Raw genomic sequence first — 22,368 nt, forward strand, 5'->3', positions numbered from 1 at the left:
CGCGCCGTCCGCGTCACCGCGCCAGACTAGTACGCCGTCGCGCAGCCGATCCGCCCCGAACGGGACGGACGGGCGGAACGTCAGCCGAGGCGTACCTGTGCCGGCTGCTCGGCCGGTGCCTTCCCACCGTGACCGTCACCGGTGGACCCGTTGGCGCCGGCCACCCCGACGGCCCGGGCCGGCATGATCGGCGCGTCCCGGCCGGTGCCGTGCCGGCCGTTGCCGTCGGCGCCCGTCGACTCCTCGTGGTAGTCCTGCTCGACGTTGACCGACCAGACGTCGTGGCCGGTGCCGCAGGCGATGTTCTCGGCGGTGAGCATGGCGGTCAGCATCGAGTGGTCCTGGTTGTTGTACCGGTGCATGCCGTTGCGGCCGACCGGGTGCACGTTGGACACCTCGCGGGCCAGCCAGTCCCGGATCACGTCGACGTTGTGCTGGTAGCGCTCGTCGTAGACCGGGTACGCCTTCGGCATCCGCACCACGTAGCCCGCCTCGACGACGCCCGGCCGGACCAGACCGAGCCGTTCCAGCTCGGCCGTCGCGGCGGCGATCAGGTCGGCGTCGGGCGTACGCCACGTCTCGTCGTCCTCGAAGACGAAGTACTCCAGCCCCAGGCAGGTGCGGCCGTCCTTGACCAGGTGCGGCGACCAGGATCCGAAGTTCTGGATCCGGCCGACCTTGACCGCCGGGTCGTGCACGTAGATCCAGTTGTCGGGGAACGAGAACTCCGCCGGCACCACCAGCGCGACGGTGAGGAAGTCCCGGTAGCGCAGGTCGGCGGCGGCGGCCAGCACCTCCGGCGGGGCGGCCGGGCGCAGCGCGGCGACCAGTTCGGAGATCGGCATCGAGGAGACGACGTGCTCGGCCGGCTCGGTGCGCTGCCCGCCGGCGCCGTTGACGGTCACGGCGACCGCCCGTCGGTGCTCGGGGTCGCGGTGCACGGCGGTCACCCAGGTGCCGGTGTCCACCCGGCCGCCGCGCCGGCGCACCTCCTCGGCGCAGCGCTCCCACATCATGCCCGGCCCCAGCTTCGGGTACTGGAACTCCTCGATCAGGCTGGTCACGTCCTTGCGGTTGCGCCTGGGCAGCACGGCGTTGCGGACCGCCTTGGCCAGCGACAGGTTCTTGATCCGCTGGGCGGCCCAGTCGGCCTGCAACCGGTCGGCCGGCATGCCCCAGACCTTCTCCGTGTACGTCTTGAAGAAGATCGAGTAGAGCCGCCAGCCGAACCGGGCCGACACCCACCCCTCGAAGTGCGACTGGTCCTTCGGCGGGCGCAACCGGGCCCGGGCGTACGAGCCCATGCAGAGCGCGGCCTCTCGGAGCCCGAGGTTGCGCAGCGCGTTGGTCGCACTCAGCGGGTAGTCGTAGAGCGCGCCCCGGTAGTAGATCCGGCTCATCCGGGGGCGGAGCAGGAAATCCTCGTCGGGCAGGATCTCGTGCCAGAACTCCTCGACCCGGGGCACCTTGGTGAAGAACCGGTGCCCGCCGATGTCGAACCGCCAGCCGTCCCGCTCGACGGTGCGGCTGATCCCGCCGACCACCTCGTCGGCCTCGAACACCCGTACCGGAGCGCCCCGCCGGAGCAGCTCGTACGCCGCGGTCAGCCCCGCGGGCCCCGCGCCGATGACCACCGTGCCGTGCTCGTCACCCATGCCCTGCCGCTTTCTGCCGTCGTGGAGGGGGCCCGCATACCCGTCCTGGCGGCGATGTCACCCGGTCTCGGGCGGCGTCCCGCCCGCCGATCGACGTGTCAACGGCCCTGGAACGGGGATGTGGCACCGTTCGTGGCCGGGTGGCCGGATCCGGGAGAGGCATGGTCGACAGGGGGCGGGCCGAGGCGGCCGGTGGCGCCGCGCGCGGCGCCACCGGCCGCGCCCGGGATCTGGCCACCCGGGCCCGTCGGGCCGTCCGCCGGGTGCCGGCCCCCTGGCCGTACGTGGTGGCGGTCTTCGTCGGTACGAAGATCGTGCTCAGCCTGGTCGGGATGCTCGCGCTGAGCGCCTTCGACGAGGCGCCCTGGGCGCCGCCGCCGTACGAGACGACGATGCGCGAGCAGCAGCGGGAGGTCTCCGAGCACCGGTGGTTCTCGCTCTGGTTCGCCTGGGACACGTTCCTCTACGACCACCTGGCCCGGCTGCCGCTGGACGAGCCGTGGCGCGACTTCGGCTTTCCGCTGCTCTACCCGTTCCTGGCCCGGCCGCTGGCCCCGCTGCTGGGCGGGAACACCGCGCTGGCCCTGCTGGTGGTCGCCAACGTCGCCTTCCTGCTGATGCTCTACTACGCGTACCGGCTGGGGGAGCGGCTGCTCGGCGACGACGCGGCGGGCCGCCGGTTCGTCCGCTACCTGGTGCTGCTGCCGGCGGCGTTCCTGTTCCAGGCGGCGCTGAGCGAGTCGCTCTTCCTCTGCCTCGCGCTGGCCGCGTTCCACTACGCCGAGCGGCAGCGCTGGCTGGTGGTCGGCGTGGTCGGCTACTTCCTGGCGATGAGCCGGTCGGTCGGGTTCTTCGTCGTCCTCCCGCTGGCCCTGGTCCTGCTGCGCCAGCACGGCTACCGGCTCTGGCCACGGACGCTGTGGCGGTACGTGCGCACCGGCTGGCCGCTGCTGCTGGTGCCCGCCGGTTGGCTGACCTTCATGGCCTTCTGCCGCTGGCAGGGCGGGGACTGGTTCGCCTACAAGCACGCCCAGGAGAAGGGCTGGGGAATCAGGGTGCAGAACCCGCTCGGCGTGCTCTGGCACGGCCTGACCGAGGCGCCGACGCGGGACGCGCTGCGGGTGTGGGTCGCGGTGGCGGTACTGGTCGTCCTGCTCGTGGCCGCCCGGCGGATCGGCCTGCCGTACCTCGTCTACGGCCTGATCATGGTGCTGGTGCCGCTGTCGATGGGTCCACCGGTGTACAAGAGCCTGCTGCGCTACCTGCTCGCCGCGTTCCCGGTCGGCCTCGCCCTGGCCCGCTGGGCCCGGCACGCCGGCGTCGACGTCTGGCTGACCGCCGCGCTCGCCCTGCTCCAGGGCGCTCTCTTCGTGACCTGGCTGGCCTACTGGACCCACTTCATCATCTGACGGGTCACGGCGCGCCGGGAGCGACGGGCGATGTGGTCGGGTCACCTCCCGCCCGAGCGCGCCGGACCCGGTCAGCGTGGCGGGCAGGACCTGCGCGAGGTGCGCGGTGTGCGGCTCGCGCCCGCGGTGCGGCCGGGCGCCGGGCACGGCAGGATGGACCGGTGACCGAGCGCCGGGTGACCCTCGACGGGCTGGGCGCCTGGCTGGTCAAGGGGAACGCCGACCGGGTCGACCTGGCGGGCCGGTTCGACCGTGACCCGCACGTCGGCGGCTGGTGCGTCCGCCCGGGATACCGGCTGCGGCTGGTCCGTCCCGGCCAGCCGGTGGTCTTCTGGGCGAGCGGCAGCCGGGGGCGGCTCCGCTACGGCGTGTGGGGCGTCGGCCGGGTCGCCGCGGCTCCGGTGCCCGGGGACGGCACCTGGACGCTGCCGCTCGACCTGACCGTGCTGCCCGGGCCGCACCGGGTGTCTCGTGACCTGCTCCGCGCCGATCCCCGGCTGGCCGGCGCCGAGGTGTTCCGCCAGCCGCAGGGGGCCAACCCGTCCTTCCTCACCGTGGCCGAGTTCGCCGCCCTGCGGGAGCACCTGCCACCGGGCTGAACCCGGGCCCCGGTGGTCGCCGGTCGCCACCGTCTTCACCCGGCCGGCGTGGCTCACTATGATCGTGTGAAGGTGATTGCCGACCCTTGGTCGGCGGCCGGCAGAAATCTTCGGGCGCGACCGGCGTGCCGGGAAGGGTTGGCATGGCGCTGTCCGCGACCGTCCTCGCCGAGCTGCGGGGCATCGTCGGCCCGGGGAACGTGCACGACGCCGACGGCGACCTCGTCGCGTACGCCCGCGACGCCACCCCGCTCTTCACGCACCGGCCCGACGCGGTGGTGTTCCCGGCCGACACCGCCGAGGTCGCCGCGGTGCTGGCGCTGGCCACCCGGCACGGCGTACCGGTGGTGCCGCGCGGCGCGGGCTCGAACCTGTGCGCGGCCACCGTGCCGCTGCACGGCGGGATCGTGCTGGTGCTGACCCGGCTGAACGCCATCCTCGAAGTCAGCGCGGACGAGCTGCTGGCTCGGGTGCAGCCCGGCGTGACCAGCGCCGCGCTGGCCGACGCCGCCGCCGGGAGCGGGCTGCTCTGGGCGCCCGATCCGGGCAGCCGGACCGTCGCCACCGTGGGTGGCACCATCGCCACCTGCGCCGGCGGGCTGCGCGGCCTGAAGTACGGGGTCACCCGCAACTACGTGCTCGGCCTGGAGGCGGTGCTGCCCACCGGCGAGGTGATCCGCACCGGCGGCCGGCTGTGGAAGGACGTGGCCGGCTACGACCTCACCCGGCTGCTCACCGGCTCCGAGGGCACCCTCGCGGTGATCACCGAGGCGACCGTGGCGCTGCTGCCGGCGCCGGCGTCCGCCAACACCGGGGTGGCGTACTTCCCGTCGCTGGCCGAGGCGGGGGAGGCGGTGGCCCGGGTGATCCGCGCCGGGGTGGTGCCCGCGACCCTGGAGTTCCTCGACCGGGCCTGCATCGACGCGGTGGAGGACTTCGCCCACCTGGGGCTGCGTACCGACGCCGGCGCCCTGCTGCTCTTCGGCGACGACGGCCCGCCGGACCTGGTCGCCACCCACCTCGACCGGATGGGTGCGGCCTGCGCCGAGGCCGGCGCCGTGGAGGTCACCACCGCCCGCGAGGTTGCCCAGGCCGAGGCGCTGCTGGCCGCCCGGCGCTGCGCGCTGCCCGCGCTGTCCCGCCGGGGCGGGGTGACCATCCTGGAGGACGCCACCGTGCCCCGGCCGCGGATCGCCGAGATGGTCGACCGGATCGACGCGATCGCCGCGCGGCACCGGGTCGCCATCGCCACCTTCGGTCACGCCGGCGACGGCAACCTGCACCCCACCTGCGTGCTCGACTCCGCCGCCGACACCGACGCGGTACGCCGCGCCGAGGCGGCCTTCGCCGACGTCTTCGCCGCCGCCCTCGACCTCGGCGGCACCATCACCGGCGAACACGGGGTGGGCGCGGCGAAGCTGCCGTTCCTCGCCGCCCGGCTCGGCGACGACCAGCTCGCCCTGCTCCGCCGGATCAAGACCGCCTTCGACCCGGCGGGCATCCTCAACCCCGGAAAGCTGGGCTCGTGACCGGCGACGTGTTCAACCCGGAGCAGCTGTCCCGCTGCATCTCCTGCGGCTTCTGCCTGCCCGCCTGCCCCACGTACGCGATGACCGGCGACGAGGCGTCCTCGCCGCGGGGCCGGATCACGCTGATGCGGGCCCTGCAGGACGGCACGCTGCCCCCGGACGACCCCACCCTCGCCGAGCAGTCCTCGTTCTGCCTGGGCTGCCGGGCGTGCGAACCGGTCTGCCCGGCCGGCGTGCAGTACGGCAGCCTGCTGGAGCAGTGGCGGGTGCACCAGTGGCGCGGCCGGCGCCGGCCGCTGCTGGCCCGGGCGCTGATGCTGGTCGCCGAGCAGCGGTGGCTGCTCCGCCTGCTCGGCCTGGTACGCCGCGCCGCCCGCGGCCCGGCCGCCACCCCGATCCCGGCCGCGAGCACCGGCGTGCCCGCCCTCCCGACCGGGCCGGGTGCCGATGCGCCGGGCGCGGCCCGGGTCGAGCAGCCGCCCGTGCAGCTCATGCTGGGCTGCTTCGAGCGGGGGCTCTTCCCGGCGGTCAGTCGCGCCGCCCGGGCCCTCGACCCGGCGCTGGCCGTACCGACCGCGCAGGGCTGCTGCGGCGCGCTGCACGCGCACAACGGCGACCTGGCCGGCGGTGAGCGGCTGGCCCGCCGGCTCGGCGCGGAACTGCCGGGCACCATCGTCACCACCTCGGGCGGCTGCGCGGCGCACCTGGCCTCGGTGCTCGGGCCCGGGCGGGTGCGGGAGCTGTCCACCTGGCTCGCGGACCGCCCGGCCGGCGTCGAGGTGCGGGTGGCCGGCCGCCGGGCCCGGGTCACCCTGCAGGACTCCTGCCACCTGCGCAACGGCCTCGGGGTCTTCGCCGAGCCCCGGGCGCTGCTGCGCCGGGTCGCCGACTACGTCGAGCTGCCCTCGGCGGCCACCTGCTGCGGCGCCGCCGGCACGTACTCCCTGCTGCGGCCGCGCGACTCCCGCCGGATCCTGGATGCCAAGATCGACGAGATCGAGGCCGCCGGGGTGGACCTGGTGGTGGCGGTGAACCCCGGCTGCCTGCGGCAGCTGCGCACCGGACTGCGGCGGCGGCGATCCCGGGCCCGGGCGGTGCACCTGGCCGAGCTGCTGGCCGAGGCGACGGCGTCGGGCCCCGCGCCGCCGCCCGCCTGACCGCCTCTGCCCGGGGTTGGGGGCGGTGGTCGTCCGCTCCCGTCCGCCCGCCGCCCGACGTGGCCCCGGCCGGGCGGAGCAGCGCCGGCCGGGGCCACGGGTCACTCGGTGCGGATGCCGGCCGGGCGGGTGAGCCGCCAGAGCACGGGCAGGCTGAGCCCGGTGACCAGCAGCACCACCGCCGCGCCGAGCGCGGTGGCGAGGCCGAGCACCGACCAGGCGATGACCACCGGGGCCTGCACCATGCGCAGCAGCACCGCGCCCAACCCCAGCCCGAAGACCACCGCGAGGGCCAGCCCGACCAGCACCGGCACGGCGGTCTGCCAGAGCACCGACCAGCTCAGGGTGCCCCGCCGGGTGCCGACTGCGACCAGCATGGCCAGCAGCCGGCGCCGTTCCCGCAGCTGCTCCAGGACGCCGACCAGCATGCTGGCGGCGATCAGCAGCAGGGTGACCACCGCGCCGATGTAGAGGCCGCGCTGGATGTTGACGAACTTGGTGGCCTGGGTGGTCCGGGTCAGCGGAAGGACGCTGGCGAACAGGTCGACACCGGCGGCCTCGTTGCGGACGTGCTCGATCGCGTCCGGCTGCCCCGGGGCGAGCCGCAGGTTCGCGTCCGCGCGCAGTGGACCGAGCCGGGCGTGCTCGATCGCGGCCGGGGTGACCAGCACGGCCGTCTGCTGGTGGCCCGCCGGATGGGGCCGGATCTGCGCCTCCCGAGCGGCGGCGGGCACCCGCCAGGTGGTGTCGCCGTCGCCCACCGCCACGGTGGCGCCGGGTCGGATGGCCGCGGACCGCCCCCCGTCGTCGGGCTCACGGACCAGGAACACGTCGCCGTCGGCGCAGCGCTCCAGCCGCGCGAACTCGGCCAGCGCGGCGCAGTCGCCGATCCGCAGGTCGGCGTAGCCGTCGGCGGCCGTGACCCCGGTGACCAAGGTGCCGGTGCCGCCGGTCACGCCGGGGGCGGCGGCCAGCCGGGCCAGCGCGGCGGTGGCGTCCGGGCGGGCCGGAAACTGCACCAGCACCTGGGCGCGGGACGGATCCTGCCCGGTCGAGGTGGTGAACTGCTCGGCCACGCCGGCGAAGAGCATCTGCAGCCCGATGGTGCCGGCGACGGCCACCGCGATGCCGTTCACCAGCCGCGCCGAGGCGGCGCTGTCGACCTGGAGCCGGCGCACCGCCAGCTGCCACGGCACCGGCCCCCCGCGCAGCCGGCGGACCACCAGGTCGGTCAGCCAGGGCAGCAGGGTCACCATGCCGACCAGCAGCAGCACCGCGCCGGCCGCGGTCTGGTTCTCGGCCCCGGCCGGGGTCACGCCGGCCGTGGCGGCCAGCAGCAGCCCGAGCCCGGCGGCGGGCAGCAGCAGCCGCCATGCCAGCCGGCGGCGGACCGGGGTGGCCCGACGGGTCACCCCGAGCGGCTCGACCACCACGGCGCGCAACGCCACCATGGCCACCAGCACCGCCAGCGCCGGCACCGCCAGGGCGACCCCGACGACCAGCGGCAGCGGCGGGCGCACGTCGGCCGCGTACACGCTCAGGTCCATCAGCGTGACCAGCGGCACCACCTGCCGTCCGGCGAGGAAGAGCAGGCCACCGACCGCGACGCCGAGCAGCGCGGCGGCCGCGGCCTCCCCGGCGGCGATCCGGCGGACCATCGCGGCGTCCGCGCCGACCAGCCGCAGCGCGGCCAGCCGGCGGTCGCGGTGTTCGCCCCCGAACCGCACGGCCGCGCCGAGGAAGACCGCGATGGGCAGCAGCAGTACGACGAAGATGACCACCGCGAGCAGCACCAGGACCGGGCCGAAGCCCTCGCCGGGCAGTCCGCCGCCGAAGGCGTCCAGCCGGGACGCGCCCTGGTCGGCCGAGAGGGTGGCGCTGCCCAGGTAGTAGGCCAGCTCGTTCGGCCCCGCCAGACCCCGGGCGCCGATGGTGCCGATGATCCGGGCGCCGCCGAGGCGCGGCGCGAGCAGCGCGCCGTCGGGCGAGTCGAGCAGGTCGCGCAGCGCGGGGGAGACGACCACCTCGCCGGGCCCGGGCAGCGCGGCGACCCCCGGCGGGGTCGGTGCGGCCGGCCCCTCGGGGCGCAGCACCCGACCCCGGATCGGCCGGTCGTGGAAGCTGGTGTCGGTCGCCCGGATCAGCAGGGTGTTGCCGGCGGCCGGGATCTGTTCGCCCATCCGCAGGTCGTCGCGGGCGTCGCCGCGGGCCTCCCGGGCGTCCAGCGCGTGCGGCACCGCGGCGGCGAGCAACAGCATCGCCACGCCGATGCCGACGCCGAGCGCGGTCAGCACCGCGCGCAGCCAGCCGTCCCGGCCGCCGGTGAAGGCCATCCGGGTGCCCATCGCGAGGTCGGCCGCGCCACCACGCAACCGGCTCATGCCGCGGGCTCCAGGTCGCGGGTGCGGCCGTCGCGAACCACCACCTCCCGGTCGGAGTACGCGGCCACCCGCGCCTCGTGCGTTACCAGCACCACCGCCGCGCCGGTCTCCCGGGCCGCCCCGGTGAGCAACTTCATCACCCGCTCGCCGTTGAGCGAGTCCAACGCGCCGGTCGGCTCGTCGGCGAAGACCACCTCCGGTCGGGTCACCAGTGCCCGGGCGACGGCGACTCGCTGCCCCTGCCCGCCGGAGACCTCGCCGGGCCGCTTGCCAGCCACCTCGCCGACCTCCAGCCGGTCCAGCCACTCGGCGGCCCGGCGTTCGGCCTCGCGCCGGCCGACCCGGGCCAGCCGCAGCGGCAGCGCCACGTTCTCCAGGCAGGTCAGTTCCGGCACCAGCTGGCCGAACTGGAACACGAACCCGAACGACTCCCGGCGCAGGGCGCTGCGCTCGGCGTCGGAGAGGACTGCCAGGTCGCGCCCCCCGAACAGCACCCGCCCGGAGTCCGGCCGGACGATGCCGGCGAGGCAGTGCAGCAGGGTGGACTTGCCGGAGCCGGACGAGCCCATCACCGCCACCACTTCGCCCCGGTCGACCCGCAGGCTGGCGCCGGCCAGGGCGCGGGTGGGCCCGAAGGAGCGGTGCAGGTCCTCGGCGGCCAGCAGCGGCGCGCTCACGCCAGCACCGCCGAGGCCAGGTCGTCGAGGCGGGCGGCGGTCAGCTCCAGCCAGCGCAGGTCGGCCTCCAGGTGGAACAGCGCGTGGTCGCAGATCAGCTGCTCGGCCAGGTCGCCGTCGCGCTTGCGGCGGGTCAGCTCGCGCATCATCCGCAGGTGCTCGGCACGCTGCACGTCGAGCAGGTCGGCGGCGCTACGCCCGGTCAGCAGGGCGAGCACCACCTTGGTGTAGAGGGTGCTCTGCAGGTAGGGCTCGGGCTTCTCGGCCCGGGCCAGCCAGCCGGCCACGTCGGTGACGCCGGCCTCGGTGATGGCGTACCGCTTGCGCTCCGGGCCCTCGCCGGGCTCGACCGCCTCCACCTCGACCAGGCCGCTGCGCAGCAGGCGGGACAGGGTGGCGTAGACCTGGCCGTAGGCGAGCGGGCGGGCGTGGCCGAAGCGCTCGTCGTAGAGGCGTTTGATGTCGTACCCGTGTCGGGGGGTGGTCTCCAGGAGGCCGAGGAAGGTCTGTCCGATCGACATGGCTCCGGACTATACACACCGGGTATACGCGGGATGTATACACCCGGTTGTCGCCCAGGGTCGGTTCCGGCCGGGGCTGCTCGGCCGGCGTGCGGGGTCGGCGGCAGGATGGGGGATCGACCCGTCAGATCGGCAACGGAGGTTCGGTGTTCGCCCTGCCCCTGACCGAGGACGCCGAGCTGCGTCCGCTCGACCCGTGGCTTGCCGAGGAGTTCCTGGCCCACCTGGACCGGGCCCGGGAGCACATCGTGCCCTGGGTGTCACCGTCCTTCGTGGCCACCGACCTGCCCGCGGCCCGCGCCGTCCTGCAGCGCTACGCCGACCGGTGGGCGCGCGACGCCGGCGGCATCTGGGGCATCTGGCACTCCGGCACCCTGGTCGGCGGGGTCATGTTCGTGTCGTTCGACGTGACGGTCGGCGTCGCGGAGGCGGGCTGCTGGCTGGAGCCCGGCGCCGAGGGGCGCGGCCTGATCAGCCGGGCGGTCGGCCGGATCGTCGACTGGGCCGTGCGGGAGCGGGGCATCCAGCGGGTGGAGTGGCGCACCAACGCCGAGAACGCGCGCAGCATCGCGGTCGCCCGCCGGCTCGGTATGCGCCACGACGGGACGCTGCGGCAGGTCTACCCCGGCCCCGCCGGGCGGCGCATCGACATCGAGGTGTGGTCGGTGCTGGCCCACGAGTGGCGCGCCGGGTCGGACGCGCCCGGGCACCGCGTCCGGTGACCGGGTCACCTGGTCCGGGTCCAGCGCCTCCGCCAGCAGTCGGCCGCGCACGCGGCCCGGTGGCCGAACCCGTCGACCAGTAGGACGGCGCGCCGACCGCGGCGTCGAGGTCGATCTGCACGGCCCACCTCCGGTCGGCCTCCAACCATCATGCCGGCCGAGTGCCGGCGCGCCCACCGCGATCCGGCGCCGGTCACCCGCTGGCGGTGGCCGCCGGCGGGTGACCCGGCCGGGGGCCGGCCGGGTCACCACGCCGGACGAGCGGCGGACGGCTCAGGGCAGCGCCTTCAGGAAGGGCCCGTGGTTCAGCCGGAACTCCCAGCTGTAGTAGCGGTCCCAGTTGATCGACCAGGTCATCAGCCCCCGGAAGTCGGGGTTGGTGCCGCTGCGCGGGGTGTACGACCCACAGCTCTGCCCCCGTACCAGGCAGGTCACCGCCGCCTGCACGCCCGCCGGGGCGACGTAGCCGTTGCCGGCGCTGACCGACGACGGCGCGCCGAACGCGACCTGGTCCTCGCGCAGCGGCGGGAAGACGGCGTTGGCGTTGCCGGCCACCGGGAACCCGGCGAGCAGCATGTCGGTCATCGCGATGTGGAAGTCGGCGCCGCCCATGGTGTGGTACTGGTTGTCCAACCCGACGATCGGGCCGGAGTTGTAGTCCTGCACGTGCAGCACGGTCAGGTCGTTGCGCAGCGCGTGGATCACCGGCAGGTACGACCCGGCGCGCGGGTCCTGCCCGCCCCACGGTCCCGGCCCGTAGAACTGGTAGCCGAGCTGGACGAAGAACGTCTCCGGCGCCATGGTGAGCACGAAGCCCGCCCCGTACCGCTGCTTCAGGGCGCGGATCGCGGAGATCAGGTTGACGATCACCGGGGTGGTGGGGTTGCGGAAGTCGGTGTCACCGGCGTTCAGGTAGAGCGAGTGCCCCTCGAAGTCGATGTCCAGCCCGTTCAGCCCGTACCGGTCGATGATCGCCGAGACGGACCGGACGAAGGTGTCCCGGGCGGCGGTGGTGGTGAGCTGCACCTGGCCGTTCTGCCCGCCGATGGAGAGCAGCACCTTCTTGCCCTGCTGCTGCTTGGCGCGGATCGCCGCGATGAACTCGGCCTCGGTCTCGACGCCCGGGCACTCGGCGGCCGGGCAGAGCTGGAAGCGGATGTCGCCGGAGGTCACCGAGGTGGGTTCGCCGAAGGCCAGGTTGATGACGTCCCAGTCGGCGGGCACGTCGGCCATCCGCAGATAGCCCGAGCCGTTGGCGAAGCTGGCGTGCAGGTAGCCGATCAGCGCGTGCCGGGGCAGCCCGCCGGCCGGCGGGGTGGTCGGCGGCGGGGTGGTCGGCGGTGGCGTGGTGGGCGGCGTGGTGGTCGGCGGTGGCGTGGTGGGCGGCGGGCTGGTCGGGGTGCCGCCGCCGCAGGGCGCGCCGTTGAGCGTGCAGTCGGTGGGAGCGCCGGAGCCGGTGGCCAGGAACCCGAACGAGACCGAGGCGCCGGGCGCCACGGTGCCGTTCCACGAGCGGTTGGTGAAGGTGTGCCGCTGCCCGGCGCTGCTCACCGTGGCGTCCCAGTAGGACCCGAGCGTGGTGCCGGCCGGCAGGGTGAAGGCGACCTGCCAGCCGGTGATCGTGCCGGCGCCGCCGTTGGTGATGGTGTACTTCCCCTCCCACCCGGTGCCCCAGTCGGCGGTCTTGACGAAGGTGGCGGTCGGGCCGGCGGCCCGGGCCGGGGCGGCCAGGACGAGCGTGGTGCCGGCGGCGGTGGCGAGGGCCGCGACGGCGGCCAGCAACAGGTTTCGGGCAGGGCGACGCATCCGGACCTCCCGGTTCGAGGGCCGTCGGATCGACGGATGCACAATTATTAGGATTGTTAACTGTAGATGTCCAGACCTGCTTCTGGCGGCCTGTCGCCGGGCCGGCCGGCGAAGGGAACGTCCCGAACGCGCGCCGCGGCCCGTTCCGGGCGATTTCCACCGTCCACGCTGGACCCGCGGCGGGCGGATTGTCGTACCCCGCGGTCACCATGCATCCATGGCTGTCCCCGCCCGCACCCCGCCGTCGGCCCAGCCGCGCTCGCTGCCCCTGCGCGAGGCGCGCACCCGGCTGACCCAGCTCGTCGCGCTCGCCGAGCTGACCGACACCGTCACGGTGCTCACCCGCGACGGTGATCCCCGCCCGATCGCCGCGATCGTGCCGGCCGTCGCCGCCCGCACCGCCGCCCAGGCCCGCGCCGACGCCGACCGCCTGGCCGCGGTCACCGCCGGATGGGCCCGCCGCCTCGACGAGCTGCACCGGCAGAGCGCCCGCCGGCACGCCGCCGAGCTGCGCGTCGTGGCCACCGCGCTGGCCGAGGTCTGGGCCGAGCTGGACCGGCGGGTCCCACCGGGCAGCGATCCCGCGCTGGCCCGGCTGCGCGCCGCGCACGCCGACCTGCTGCCCCGCTGAGCGCCCCGGCGGGCGGTGTCGGCCGGTCAGCGGAGCGAGGCGTACGCCAGCGGCAGCGGCGCCGGCTGGCCCTCCCAGGTGCCGGTCAGCCGGCTCCCCGGCAGGTCGGTGTGGTCACCGAGCCGCCGGACGACGGTCAGTTCGACCGTGTCGGTGACGATCCGGGTCGGGTCGCCGTCCGCCACCCGATCGACCGCGCCCACCGGCGGCGCGTCGGCCCGCCGCGTGCCCTCGGCGGCGATCGTCATGCTGGCGGCACGATGCTCGCGCCGGCCGTCCACCTCGAAGTACTCCTCCGCCTGGCCGGTGTGGGCGAGGATCGCCGCGGCCAGTGCACCGGCGTAGACCGGGTCGCCGCAGCCGTCGTACACCCAGCGGTGGCCCAGCACCGAGTGCTCGCACGTGCCGACGAGCCACGCCTCGGCGCCGTCCAACGGTGCGCCGCGGTAGGTCAGCGGCACCTGGTACACCGGCCCGGCGCCGGCCCGGACCAGCATGGTCTCGATGCCGACCGCGCCGGCGGGGTCGTCGAAGCGATACCCCGCGATCCGCTCGACGCCCGCGCCGGCGTCCCCCTGGAACCAGGTGCGGCCCGGCAGCCACGCGGCGATGAGTTCGAGCTTGGTGGGGCGCAGTTGCGCCCGGTGTAGCAGAGCCATGCGCCGGATCATAGACGCGGTGCCCCGGCGGAGGCCCGGCGGCTGGCGCGGCGTGCCGGCGACCACCCGCCGGGAGCCGGCGCGGCTGTCCGTCGGGCCGCGGCGTCGCCCCTGGTAGACAGGAACCATGGGCCCCCTCCAAGCGCTCGGCGTGACCGCCACGGCGGAACGGATCTACCTCGACCTGATCGAGCGCGGAAAGGCGACCCTGGCCGAGCTGACCGAGCGACACGGCGTTGGTGACACGGCGCTGGACGCGGCCGTCGCGGAACTGGAACGCGCCGGGTTGCTCACCCGCAGCGGAGCCGACCTGCGCCCGCAGCCACCGCAGCTCGCCCTGGAAGCGCTGGCGCAGCGGCACATCCGCGAGGCGGCGCTGGCCCGGGAAAGTGCCGTGACGCTCGCGCGGCGGTGGGAGACGGCCGTCGGTGGAGATCGCTACCTGGAGCAGCTGCCGTCCCCCGAGGTCGCCCGCGCGGTGCTCGATCACGTACAGGCCGACGCGCGCGAGCGGGTGCGGGCCATCACGGTCGGCAACCTGGAGACGCGGGACCACACGATCGTCGGCGGGTTCTTCGAGGCCCTCGGCCGGGGAGTGAGCTACCAGGTCGTGTACGGCACGCGGGTGCTCCAGGACCCGAGGGCGCTGGGCATGGTGCAGACCTGCATCGACGCGGGGGAGCAGGCGCGGGTGTTTCCGCAGGTGCCGCTCAACCTGACCATCGTGGACGACCGGTGGGCGCTGATCGCGGCCCGCGCGCCGGTCGCCGGGAACGAGAGCACGGCGGCGCTGGTGGTGCACCAGTCGCCGCTCCTCACCGGTCTCGTCGGCGTCTTCGACACGTACTGGCGGATGGCGGTGCCGATCACCAGCAACACCGAGGTCACCGCCGTGGCCGGGATGCCGACCAGGGAGACCAAGCGGCTGCTGACCTACCTGAGCGCCGGGCTCACCGACGAGTCGATCGCCCGGGAGTTCGGGGTGAGCGAGCGGACGATCGCCCGACGGATCAGCCGGTTGCAGGAGATCCTGGGTGCGCAGACCCGCTTCCAGCTGGGCATGCAGGCGTCGCGCCAGGGCTGGCTCTGACGCCACGTCAGCTTCTCGCCATGCCGCTTTGTGACACCGCTCGGCTCTCCCGCCGCCACCCCCGCGTCTGCTGATACTGACCGGACCTTGTCGACCCCGGTCGGTGGCCCTCGCGCCGACCGTTCCAGCGAGCAGGAGCAGACGTGAGAGTGAGAGTGCATCCCGTGCGGTCGGTGGCCCTGGCCGCGGCGGTCCTGGCCGCTTCCCTGTTGGCGGCTCCGGCCCAGGCGCGCACCGCCGACCAGGATCTGACCGCGGGCCGGACCGCCGACGCCGCCACCGGCCTGACCGACGAGGAGAGCCACGCCCTCTCCACCCGGCTCCAGGCCCTGCTGCCCGCGTCGCGGGTCGAGGCTGCCCTGCAGCGGTTCGGACTGGCGGGTGACGAACTGAGCGGGGGCCTCGACCTCATCGACCCCGCCGACTACCGGTGCGGCAGCACGCCCGTGCGGGACTGGCTGAGCGCCACGACGGCGGACTGGACCGTCGTCGACCAGAACGACGCGCGGGTCCTGATGCTCTTCCCGCTGCTGGACGCGCTGCTCTACGGCCCGACCAGCCCGCAGACGTTCGGCCGCGACGACGAGTTCGCCACTCCGGTCACCCACACCTTCCGAGACCTGGGCGGGTTCTGGGACATTCCGGCGGCGGAGATCGCGCTCGTGGGCATGCACGGCGACGTGCTGCGCGACCGGGCCCGGCTGGAGCACCTGACCCGGGTCGGTCTGGGGTACGGCGATCCGGTCGCCCCCCTGCTGGCCGACCTGGTCCACGCGATCGCGAACCAGGAGAAGTTCGACTTCGGCGCCCACCCGTACCTCACCTTCAACGCCTTCGCGCTGGACGGCGGGGTCGAGCTCGTGCCCGGTCTGGGGATCACCCCGGACGAGATCATCATGGGCGACGGCATCCTGGAGGCGTACCGGGCGATCGGGCTGGGTGACGTCGCCCCGCAGGCGATCCTGGCACACGAGTACGGCCACCAGGTGCAGTACGCCAAGGGCCTCACCGGGACCACGCTGACCGGCGCGGAGGCCGGCCGGCGCCTGGAGTTGATGGCGGACGGCCTGGCGGCGTACTTCCTGACCCATGCCCGCGGCGCGGCGATGAACGCGAAGCGGGTGCGCGATTTCGAGGCGACCTTCTTCAACGTGGGTGACTGCAACTTCGCCCTGACCGCCCACCACGGGACGCCGGACCAGCGCACGCGGGCGGCCGAGTGGGGATTCGGCGTGGCGGACGCCGCCCGGCCGCAGGGCCACATCCTGCCCGGCGCGCAGTTCGGCCGGCTCTTCGAGCAGAAGCTGCCGGAGCTGGTGGCCCCGGACGCCGACTGACCCGGGCGGTCGTCCCGGCCCCGCCACCGTCCGGAACAGCCGGTGGCGGGGCCGGACCCGGTCGGGCCGCGAGCCAGCTCGGCGGCGTGCACCGACGGGGGCGGACGGGTCAGCCGCTGGCCGGGTACGCGTGCGTCTCGGTCGCCTTCACCGCGGCCCAGACCGGCTGCCCCGGCACCAGGCGGAGCTGGGCGGCGGCCGCCGGGGTGACGTCCGCGGCCACCACGATCGGGCCGTCGAGCTGCACCCGCAGGTTGTCGCCGTGCCGCTGCACCCCGGTCACCCGGGCCGGCCAGGTGTTGCGGGGGCTGCCCGCCGGCCGGTCCCGGTGCAGGGCCACCGCCGTCGGCCGGAACGCCACGAAGGCGTCGCCGTCGAGCCGCTCGGCGACGGTGAGCGCCAGCCCGTCGGCGACCCGCACGAGGTGCCCGTCCGCCCGGCCGCGGTGCAGGTTCAGCCCCACCAGCCGGGCCACGTAGTCGGTGCGCGGCCGGGCGGTCACCGTGGCGGCGTCGCCCTCCTGCACCACCCGGCCGTCCTCCACGATGACCAGCCGGTCGGCCAGCACCAGCGCGTCGAGAGGATCGTGGGTGACCAGCAGCGTCGCCCCCGGGTGGGCGGCGAGATGGCGGTGCAGCTCGGCGCGGGTGTCCAGCCGGGTGCGCGCGTCCAGGGCGGCGAGCGGCTCGTCCAGCAGCAGCAGCGACGGCCCGACGGCGAGGGCGCGGGCCAGGGCCACCCGCTGCGCCTGCCCGCCGGAGAGCTGCCGGGGCCGCCGGTGGGCGTGCTCGGCCAGCCCCACCCGGTCGAGCCAGTCCAGCGCCGCCCGCCGCGCGGCGCGCCGGTCGACGCCGTGCCGGCGCGGCCCGAAGGCCACGTTGTCCCGCGCGCTCAGGTGCGGGAAGAGCAGGTAGTCCTGGAAGACCACGCCGACCGGCCGGCGCTCGGTCGGCGTGCGCAGCCGGCGTCGGGGCCGGTCCAGGTCGACGCCGGCCAGCGTGACGTGCCCGTCGGTCAGCGGGTGCAGGCCGGCGAGCGCGCGCAGCGCGGTGGTCTTGCCGGCGCCGTTCGGACCGAGCAGCGCGACCACCTCACCGGCGGCGATCCGCAACGGCACGTCGAGGTGGAAGCTGCCCCGGTCGGCGACGAGGTGGGCGTCCAGCAGCGCGGCGGTCACGGGCTGGTGATCCACCGGTCGCGCAGGGCGGCGAGGATGGCCACCGAGACGGTGAGCAGGATCAGGCTGAGCACCACGGCCGCCTCCAGGTCGGTCTCCAGGGCCAGGTAGACGGCGAGCGGCATGGTCTGCGTCCGGCCCGGGTAGTTGCCGGCGAAGGTGATGGTGGCGCCGAACTCGCCGAGCGCCCGGGCCCAGCAGAGCACCGCGCCGGCGGCCAGGCCGGGCGCCACCAGGGGCAGGGTGACGTGGGTGAAGGTGGTCCACCGCCCGGCGCCGAGGGTCGCGGCCGCCTCCTCGTAGCGCTGGTCCGCCCCGCGCAGCGCGCCCTCGACGGCGATGACCAGGAACGGCATCGCGACGAACGCCTCGGCCAGCACCACGCCCGCGGTGGTGAACGGCAGGGTCACCCCGAAGGTGGCGTCCAGCCAGCCGCCGACCAGCCCTCGCCGCCCGAAGACCAGCAGCAGCGCCACCCCGCCGACCACCGGGGGCAGCACCAGCGGCACGGTGACCAGGGCGCGGACCAGGCGCCGGCCGGGAAACTCGACCCGGGCCAGCAGCCACGCCAGCGGCACCCCGAGCAGCAGGCAGAGCAGGGTGGCCAGGGTCGCGGTCTGCAACGACAGCCGCAGCGCGGTGAGCACGCCGGGCTCGGCGAGCCGCCGCGGCAGGTCGGCCCAGGGGGTGCGGGCCAGCAGCCCGGCCAGCGGCAGGGTGAGGAAGACCAGCCCGAGCGCCGCGGGGAGCAGCAGCGCGAGCGGGACGGTGCCACGGGTACGGGCTGGCCTGCGCCGGCGGGCCTGCGCGGGGGTGTCGGTGCGGGTCATCGACGCTACGGGGCCTGGAACCCGGCCTCGGCGAGCACCGCCTGCCCGCGGCCGGAGCGGACGTACCCGACGAACGCCCGCGCGCCCGCCGGGTTCGGCGCGTCCCGGAGCGCGACGATCGGGTAGTCGGTCACGGCACCGGCCGACTCCGGGAACTCGACGCCGGTCACCTCGGTCGCGGCGGCCCGGGCGTCCGTGCGGTAGACCAGGGCGGCGTCGACCTCGCCCAGCTTCACCTTGGACAGCGCGCCCCTCACGTCCTGTTCCAGGGTGACCGGGGTCAGCGCGACCGACGCGGCGTCGAGCGCGGTCCGCGCGGCCGCGCCGCACGGCACCGGTTCGGCGCAGAGCGCGACCTTCACCGCCGGGCCCGCCAGGTCGGCGAGGCCGGCGATCCCCTTCGGATTGCCCGCGGGCACGGCGATGACCAGCTGGTTGCGCGCGAAGACGACCGGCGTGCCGTCGGCGTTGCCGGCGTCGGTCACGGTGACCATGTTCCGCGCCGCGGCCGAGGCGAAGACGTCGGCCGGCGCGCCCTGGTCGACCTGGTTGGCGAGGGCGGAGCTGCCGGCGAAGTTGAAGACCACGGTGGTGCCCGGGTGGGCGGCCTCGAAGTCCCGGCCGATCCGGGTGAACGACTCGGTCAGCGACGCGGCGGCGAAGACGGTCACCGTCCCGGTGACGCCGCCCGCCGCGCCGGCCGGGCCGGTCGCCGGGCCGCCGCCGCACCCGGTGGCCGCCGCGAGGGCCGCCACCACGATCCCCGCCAGCGCGGTACGCGCCCGCCGGAACCTCGTCACGCGGACCGTCCCCGGCCGGCGACCGCCCGCTCCACCACCACCGTGGTCGACTTGATCACGGCGACGGCCACCGACCCGACCCGCAGGTCCAGCTCGTCGACCGCCTCGCGGCTCATCAGCGACACGATGCGGAACGGCCCGGCCTGGATGTCGACCTGCGCCATCACGGTGTCCTTGACGACGTTGACCACGATGCCGCGCAGCCGGTTGCGGGCCGAGGAGGCGTCCGAGCGGTCGTCCGGGTCGGCCGCCTGCGACCGGGCGTACGCCGCCAGGTCGACGCCGTCGACCACCCGGTGCCCGTGCTCGTCGCGGCCGGCGGCGAGCCGGCCACCGTCGATCCACCGCCGGACGGTGTCCGGGCTGACGCCGAGCAACTCGGCCGCCTCCCCGATCCGGAACGTCGTCACCGGCTCACCCTAGCCGACGCATCCGAGAGCCGGTACCGGCCCGGCCGGCCGCAGGTGCCCGGTGCCAACCCGCTGGACGCTGGCAGCTGCCGCCGCGAGCGGGGGCCCGTCCGTGCCGGCGCCGGGCCGGCGACCCAGGTGGCGGGCCGGGGTGGTGGCGGCGGGCCGAGGTGACGGCCGGCGGTGACGGGCCGGGTGACGGGCGGCGGTGGGCGAGGGCCGGGCGGTCAGCCGCGCCGGGTCCGGCCCTTGAGGTGGCGGCCCAGTTCCCGGGCGATCTCCCGGTTGGCGTCCCGCTCGGCCAGCGCCTGCCGCTTGTCGTACGACCGGCGGCCCTTGGCCAGGGCCAGCTCGACCTTCGCGAAGCCGTTGGCGAAGTACATCGACAGCGGCACCAGGGTCAACCCGCCCTCGCGGACCTTCTCCAGGATCCGGTCGATCTCCACCCGGCGCAGCAGCAGCTTGCGGGTCCGCCGCGGCGCGTGGTTGGTCCAGCTGCCGAAGCCGTACTCGGCGATGTGCAGCCCGTACAGCATGAGCTCGCCGTCGCGTTCCTGGGCGAACGCGTCGACCAGCGACGCCCGGCCCTCGCGCAGCGACTTGACCTCGGTGCCGACCAGCACGATCCCGGCCTCGTACGTCTTGAGGACGGTGTAGTCGTGCCGTGCCCGCTTGTTCGAGGCGATCAGGCTGCGCGTCTGCCGGGACCGGTCCACCCGGCGAGGATAGCCGCGGGTCAGCCGGCGCGGGCCTGGGTGGTGAGGCCGTCGAGCAGCCGGTCGACGGCGGGTGGCAGGTGCCGCCCGGCGACGGTGGCCGCGTACACCTGGCGCACCGGCGCGTCCTCGGGGTGCAGCCGCAGCAACGCCAGGTCGGCCGGGGCGGCCCGGACGGCCAGCGCGGGCACCAGGGCGACGCCGAGCCCGGCCGCCACGCAGCCGAGCTTGCCGGTCCAGTCCGCGGCCACGATGTCGACCCGGGGCCGGAAGCCGGGCGGCATGGCGGCCCGCATCAGCGGGTCCTCGGCGCCGGTCGAGCCGGTCACGAACGAGTCCTCGGCCAGCTCGGCGAGGCGCACCGTGCGGCGCCGGGCCAGCCGGTGGCCGCGGGGCACGGCGACGAGCAGCCGCTCGTCGAGCAGGTGGTGCAGGGCGAAGCGGCCACCGTCCAGCGGCTGGTCCGGCGGTGCGCTCACCACCGCCAGGTCGGCGTCGCCGGCGAGCAACCGCTCCAGCAGGGCCGGCGTGCGTCCCTCGACCAGGGAGAGCGCGACCTCCGGGTACGCCGCCCGGAACGCGGCCAGTGCGCGTGGGACGAGGGCCGCCATCGCGGTGGGGAACGCCCCGACCCGCAGCCGCCCGCCACCCAGGCCGCGCAGCGCGTCCAGCTCGCGGTGGGCGGTGGCCAGCCGCTCCAGCACCGCCTCCGCGTGCGGCAACAGGCAGCGCCCCGGTTCGGTCAACGCGACGCCGCGGGGGAGCCGGTCGAAGAGCACCGCCCCGAGCTCCGCCTCCAGAGCGGCGATCTGCCGGGACACCGCCGACTGGGTGTAGCGGAGTTCGCGTGCCGCGGCGGTGATCGACCCGTGCCGGGCCACCGTCCGGAACACGTCCAGGGCGTGCGGGTGCATGCCCGGCAGGATATCCGCCGCCATGCGCTGACAGCATGGCTGCCATCATCAACATTCGTTGGTCGCATGGCGGTCCGGTTCCTACCGTGGTCGGCATGACAGAGATCGCCGTACTCGGCACGGGCCGGATGGGCGCCGCGATCGCCCAGCGCCTGCTCGACGCCGGTCATCGGGTGACGGTGTGGAACCGCACCGCCGGGCGTACCGCCCCGCTGCGGCGGGCCGGTGCCCGGGTGGCCGGATCCCCCTCCGACGCCGCCCGGGACGCCGAGGTCGTCGTCACGATGCTCACCGACGCCGCCGCCGTCGACGCGGTGCTGTACGGCTCGGCGGGCGCGGTGCCGGCCCTGGCCCCGGGCGGCTGCGTCGTCGAGATGTCCACCATCGGCCCGGCCGCCGTGCGGGCCCTGGCCGGCCGGCTGCCCCGCGCCGTCGACCTGGTCGACGCGCCGGTCGGCGGGAGCGTCGCCGCCGCCCGGGCCGGCCGGCTGCGGGTCTTCGCCGGCGGTGCGGCCCCGGCCGTCGAGCGGGTCACCCCCGTCCTCGCGGCGCTCGGCAGCGTACGCCGCTGCGGTGACCTCGGCAGCGGCGCCGCGCTGAAGCTGGTGCTCAACACCGCGCTGCTGGTCGCGGTCACCGGGCTGGCCGACACGCTCGCCGTCGCCGGCGCGGTCGGCGTCGACCCGCGGGCCGCCCTGGACGCGCTGGCCGACGGCCCGCTCGCCGGCGCGCTCGGCCGGGCCACCGCCCGGGACGCCGACTTCCCGGTCGCGCTCGCCGGCAAGGACCTCGACCTGGTGCGGGACGCGCTCGGCGCGACGCCGGCACCGCTGGTCACCGCGGCCCGGGCCGTCCTGGCCGCCGCCCCCGACGCCACCGCCGACATCGCCACCCTCGTCACCCGGGAGAACCTGTGAAGCTCACCCTCGACAACCCCGCCACGGTCGCCGCCCCGTTCGGCGACCGCTTCGCCCACCTGGCCCGCCTCGACCTCGCCGGCGGCGGCGCCCTGCTCGTGCTCGCCGGCCAGGTGGCCGTCGACGACGCCGGCCGGGTGGTCGGCCCGGGCGACATCGTCGCGCAGTCCGAACGGATCTTCGAGATCGTCGACGGGGTGCTGGCCGCCCACGGCGCGACCCTGGCCGACGTGCTGCACATCCGGACGTTCCTCACCGACCTCGACGACCTGCCCGGCTACGCCACGGTCCGGCGCCGTCGCTTCACCGCCGTGCCGCCACCGGCCAGCACGACGGTGGAGGTGAGCCGGCTCTTCCTGCCCGACGCGCTGATCGAGGTGGAGGTGACCGCCGCGGTGCCGGCCGGGCGGGACTGACCCGCCGGGCGGCGC

At 75.5% G+C, this 22,368-nt stretch carries 22 protein-coding genes; 10 read left to right on the forward strand and 12 right to left on the reverse strand.

From position 1 onward, the window contains the following. Positions 1–80: 80 nt before the first annotated feature. Positions 81–1,655, reverse strand: a complete 1,575-nt coding sequence (locus AC1WTP_RS04670) for an NAD(P)/FAD-dependent oxidoreductase (protein ID WP_481648008.1) — start codon at positions 1,653–1,655, stop codon at positions 81–83. A 161-nt stretch (positions 1,656–1,816) separates the two neighbouring features. Between AC1WTP_RS04670 and AC1WTP_RS04675 the strand changes: the two genes are divergently transcribed. The 4 genes from AC1WTP_RS04675 (at position 1,817) to AC1WTP_RS04690 (ending at position 6,349) form a co-directional block, all read left to right on the forward strand. Beyond that, on the forward strand, positions 1,817–3,064 hold the full coding sequence (locus tag AC1WTP_RS04675) for a hypothetical protein (RefSeq protein ID WP_481648009.1): 1,248 nt from the start codon (positions 1,817–1,819) through the stop codon (positions 3,062–3,064). Positions 3,065–3,225: 161 nt separating this feature from the next. Further along, positions 3,226–3,663, forward strand: coding sequence for an EVE domain-containing protein (locus tag AC1WTP_RS04680; RefSeq protein ID WP_481648010.1), 438 nt, complete (start codon positions 3,226–3,228; stop codon positions 3,661–3,663). 143 nt (positions 3,664–3,806) lie between these two features. Then, positions 3,807–5,192: an FAD-binding oxidoreductase gene (locus AC1WTP_RS04685; protein ID WP_481648011.1), complete on the forward strand. Its 1,386-nt coding sequence runs from the start codon at positions 3,807–3,809 to the stop codon at positions 5,190–5,192. Continuing rightward, on the forward strand, positions 5,189–6,349 hold the full coding sequence (locus AC1WTP_RS04690) for a (Fe-S)-binding protein (RefSeq protein ID WP_481648012.1): 1,161 nt from the start codon (positions 5,189–5,191) through the stop codon (positions 6,347–6,349). The genes AC1WTP_RS04685 and AC1WTP_RS04690 overlap by 4 nt, the downstream gene beginning before the upstream one ends. A gap of 101 nt (positions 6,350–6,450) precedes the next feature. Here the strand turns inward: AC1WTP_RS04690 and AC1WTP_RS04695 are convergent, their stop codons facing one another. The 3 genes from AC1WTP_RS04695 to AC1WTP_RS04705 are packed head-to-tail and all read right to left on the reverse strand — an operon-like array spanning position 6,451 to position 9,928. After that, on the reverse strand, positions 6,451–8,730 hold the full coding sequence (locus AC1WTP_RS04695; RefSeq protein WP_481648013.1) for an FtsX-like permease family protein: 2,280 nt from the start codon (positions 8,728–8,730) through the stop codon (positions 6,451–6,453). Beyond that, on the reverse strand, positions 8,727–9,407 hold the full coding sequence (locus AC1WTP_RS04700; protein ID WP_481648014.1) for an ABC transporter ATP-binding protein: 681 nt from the start codon (positions 9,405–9,407) through the stop codon (positions 8,727–8,729). The genes AC1WTP_RS04695 and AC1WTP_RS04700 overlap by 4 nt, the downstream gene beginning before the upstream one ends. Next, positions 9,404–9,928 carry a PadR family transcriptional regulator gene (locus AC1WTP_RS04705; protein WP_481648015.1) on the reverse strand — a complete coding sequence of 175 codons (525 nt, stop codon included), beginning with the start codon at positions 9,926–9,928 and terminating at the stop codon, positions 9,404–9,406. The genes AC1WTP_RS04700 and AC1WTP_RS04705 overlap by 4 nt, the downstream gene beginning before the upstream one ends. Before the next feature lie 146 nt (positions 9,929–10,074). Between AC1WTP_RS04705 and AC1WTP_RS04710 the strand changes: the two genes are divergently transcribed. Continuing rightward, positions 10,075–10,650 carry a GNAT family N-acetyltransferase gene (locus AC1WTP_RS04710; protein ID WP_481648016.1) on the forward strand — a complete coding sequence of 192 codons (576 nt, stop codon included), beginning with the start codon at positions 10,075–10,077 and terminating at the stop codon, positions 10,648–10,650. A gap of 273 nt (positions 10,651–10,923) precedes the next feature. Here the strand turns inward: AC1WTP_RS04710 and AC1WTP_RS04715 are convergent, their stop codons facing one another. Next, complete coding sequence (locus AC1WTP_RS04715) at positions 10,924–12,435, reverse strand: chitinase (RefSeq protein WP_481648090.1); 1,512 nt, start codon at positions 12,433–12,435, stop codon at positions 10,924–10,926. A 238-nt stretch (positions 12,436–12,673) separates the two neighbouring features. Here AC1WTP_RS04715 and AC1WTP_RS04720 point away from each other — a divergent pair, with 238 nt between their 5' ends. After that, on the forward strand, positions 12,674–13,087 hold the full coding sequence (locus AC1WTP_RS04720; RefSeq protein ID WP_481648017.1) for a type II toxin-antitoxin system Phd/YefM family antitoxin: 414 nt from the start codon (positions 12,674–12,676) through the stop codon (positions 13,085–13,087). Positions 13,088–13,113: 26 nt separating this feature from the next. On the opposite strand, the gene AC1WTP_RS04725 is transcribed toward AC1WTP_RS04720, so the two are convergent. Then, on the reverse strand, positions 13,114–13,746 hold the full coding sequence (locus AC1WTP_RS04725) for a CG0192-related protein (RefSeq protein WP_481648018.1): 633 nt from the start codon (positions 13,744–13,746) through the stop codon (positions 13,114–13,116). Between the two features lie 127 nt (positions 13,747–13,873). On the opposite strand from AC1WTP_RS04725, the gene AC1WTP_RS04730 reads away from it, so the two are divergent. Together AC1WTP_RS04730 and AC1WTP_RS04735 are read left to right on the forward strand one after the other, a co-directional pair. Further along, positions 13,874–14,836, forward strand: a complete 963-nt coding sequence (locus tag AC1WTP_RS04730) for a hypothetical protein (RefSeq protein ID WP_481648019.1) — start codon at positions 13,874–13,876, stop codon at positions 14,834–14,836. 143 nt (positions 14,837–14,979) lie between these two features. Next, positions 14,980–16,173 (forward strand): hypothetical protein, encoded by a 1,194-nt coding sequence (locus tag AC1WTP_RS04735; RefSeq protein ID WP_481648020.1) that lies wholly within the window; start codon positions 14,980–14,982, stop codon positions 16,171–16,173. 109 nt (positions 16,174–16,282) lie between these two features. On the opposite strand, the gene AC1WTP_RS04740 is transcribed toward AC1WTP_RS04735, so the two are convergent. From AC1WTP_RS04740 to AC1WTP_RS04765, 6 genes are all read right to left on the reverse strand, one after another. Beyond that, positions 16,283–17,350, reverse strand: a complete 1,068-nt coding sequence (locus tag AC1WTP_RS04740; RefSeq protein WP_481648021.1) for an ABC transporter ATP-binding protein — start codon at positions 17,348–17,350, stop codon at positions 16,283–16,285. Further along, positions 17,347–18,180 carry an ABC transporter permease gene (locus AC1WTP_RS04745; RefSeq protein WP_481648022.1) on the reverse strand — a complete coding sequence of 278 codons (834 nt, stop codon included), beginning with the start codon at positions 18,178–18,180 and terminating at the stop codon, positions 17,347–17,349. Before AC1WTP_RS04745 ends, AC1WTP_RS04740 begins: the two co-directional genes overlap by 4 nt. 5 nt (positions 18,181–18,185) lie before the next feature. Beyond that, entirely contained in the window at positions 18,186–18,980 is a 795-nt protein-coding gene (modA, locus tag AC1WTP_RS04750; protein ID WP_481648023.1) for a molybdate ABC transporter substrate-binding protein, read from the reverse strand. Beyond that, entirely contained in the window at positions 18,977–19,390 is a 414-nt protein-coding gene (locus tag AC1WTP_RS04755; RefSeq protein ID WP_481648024.1) for a TOBE domain-containing protein, read from the reverse strand. The genes modA and AC1WTP_RS04755 overlap by 4 nt, the downstream gene beginning before the upstream one ends. Positions 19,391–19,617: 227 nt before the next feature. After that, the gene (gene smpB / locus AC1WTP_RS04760; RefSeq protein WP_481648025.1) at positions 19,618–20,106 is read right to left on the reverse strand and encodes an SsrA-binding protein SmpB; all 489 of its coding nucleotides are present in this window, start codon (positions 20,104–20,106) and stop codon (positions 19,618–19,620) included. Positions 20,107–20,126: 20 nt separating this feature from the next. Then, positions 20,127–21,020 (reverse strand): LysR family transcriptional regulator, encoded by an 894-nt coding sequence (locus AC1WTP_RS04765; protein WP_481648026.1) that lies wholly within the window; start codon positions 21,018–21,020, stop codon positions 20,127–20,129. Positions 21,021–21,115: 95 nt separating this feature from the next. Here AC1WTP_RS04765 and AC1WTP_RS04770 point away from each other — a divergent pair, with 95 nt between their 5' ends. Continuing rightward, the gene (locus AC1WTP_RS04770; protein ID WP_481648027.1) at positions 21,116–21,937 is read left to right on the forward strand and encodes an NAD(P)-dependent oxidoreductase; all 822 of its coding nucleotides are present in this window, start codon (positions 21,116–21,118) and stop codon (positions 21,935–21,937) included. Further along, positions 21,934–22,353 carry a RidA family protein gene (locus tag AC1WTP_RS04775; protein WP_481648028.1) on the forward strand — a complete coding sequence of 140 codons (420 nt, stop codon included), beginning with the start codon at positions 21,934–21,936 and terminating at the stop codon, positions 22,351–22,353. Before AC1WTP_RS04770 ends, AC1WTP_RS04775 begins: the two co-directional genes overlap by 4 nt. The last annotated feature ends 15 nt before the right edge of the window (positions 22,354–22,368 follow it).

The organism is Micromonospora sp. R311 (assembly GCF_056780015.1).